A 1,822-nucleotide genomic window follows, 5' to 3' on the forward strand; every position below is an offset into this window, starting at 1 on the left:
GTTACTGAGACACGCTCCCAGTGAGGCCGGCCTCGGACCGCCGAGGTGGGTGGCCGGGCGTTCGAATGACAGCTGCGGTGGGTGGGTGGACGCTGCCAGCAGGTGTTCGTGCGCTCGGTTGGGCGGTGGTCAAGGTGACGGCTGGAGCGCAGGCGCGCAGGGCGATCGCAGCGGGCAACGCAGCCGGAGCAGTCACCGTCCACGACGTACTCGACGGACACGTCGCGCTCGATCTGGAGTGCCTGGACCGGATCTACCTCAACGGCTATGTGCCGAACCTTCAAGTCGGCGGTCAGGTAGTGACGTTCCTCACCAGGCACTTGGGTCACCCCGTCCCCTCGCCTGCACTGCTGGGGCAGATCGGCGACCGCTTCCGCGCGGCAGTGACCCGCTTCGCCCGCGACGAGCACATCCCGGTGGTCCGCTTCGCGAAGGACGCCCGCAAGGCCGACGTAATGAAGCCGTACCTGGCCGCCGCGCAGGCATCCGGTCGCCCACAGGTAGTCGCGATCGGCGTGGCCCAAGAGTTCCAACGCGTGTTCACCGGCTACGACCGGGCAACCACACCCGGAGCCGTGTGCTTCGGTTTCGACAAGGCTGACCGACGGGTGACCTGCTTCTACTTCTACCTGTGGGACTGCGACTTCGGCCCGGCGTTCATCAAGATCTGCTCCTACTTCCCCTACCCGATCAAAGTGTGGGTCAACGGCCACGAGTGGGCCAAACAACAGGCCGCCCAGGCCGGGATCGCGTTCACGGCCCTGTCCAACGGGTTCGCCTCCTGCGACGACCCGCCCAAACTACAGGCGATCTGCGACCGGCTGGGCTCCGGCGCCATCACCGTGTTCTTCGAACGCTGGATGTCCCGACTGCCCCTGCCCTTCGGTCCACGCGAACGCGACGGCGGCTACTGGTGGGAGCTGTCCATGCGGCAGATCGAGGTCTCGCGCACCCTGGTCTTCGACGCACCCCGCAACGCTCGAACGTTCTTCGACGCCCTGGTCAGCGACAACCTCGGACTGGGCCGTCCGGACGAGATCTCCTACCTCTTCGACCGACGCATCCGCTCGGACACCGAGACCGGGTTCGCCACCAAGGTGGTCACCCGCGGCGTCGACGTCACCGTCAACCTGTTCTACAAGCACTCCAGGATCAAGCAGTACCTCAAAGAAGGCCGAGCACTGCGCATCGAGACCGTCGTCAACTCCCCAAAAGACCTCGCAGTCCTGCGCCGCCTGGACCACCTCGAGGAACTTCAGACCAAAGCCCGTGCCGTCAACGCCCGCCTGCTGCATGCTGAACGCGTCGGCCAGGGCTGCGTCCTTGCGAGCCCAGCCTTTGAGCGGGTCGCGCTGCCCTCGGTGACCACCGACGGCAGGAGGGCCCCGGCCCTGCGGTTCGGCGACCCCCGGGTCATGGCCCTGGCCGGCGCCCTGTCCATCCTGCTCACCACCGTCGTCGGGTTCACCAACCGGAGCCTTCGCGCCCAGGTGAGCGCCCTGCTGGGCACCCCGTACTCGGCCAATCAGATGGGCTACGACCTCGCCCGGCTACGCCGCAACGGACTGATCCGCCGCCTGGAACACACCAACACCTACGTACTGACCGACGACGGCCAACGAGTCGCGATCTTCTACACCAAGGTCCACGACCGGCTGTTACGACCCCTGCTGGCAGCCAACACCCCACCCGCACCCCCACCGCTGCGCGACGCCCTCGCCACGATCGACAAATCCGTCGCGCACTACACCCGCACCGCCCGACTCAAAGCCGGATGAAACTCAAGCAAAGTGCACGTGTTCTGACCACCAAGGAGACCTAG

General features: G+C 66.4%; 1 protein-coding gene. It reads left to right on the plus strand.

Annotated features, from left to right (window positions below; all coding sequences use genetic code 11):
* Window positions 1–134: 134 nt before the first annotated feature.
* Window positions 135–1,778, plus strand: a complete 1,644-nt coding sequence (locus ACWDA7_RS52540) for a hypothetical protein (protein WP_450615273.1) — start codon at window positions 135–137, stop codon at window positions 1,776–1,778.
* The last annotated feature ends 44 nt before the right edge of the window (window positions 1,779–1,822 follow it).

The sequence above is a fragment of the Streptomyces sp. NPDC001156 genome, assembly GCF_053598275.1.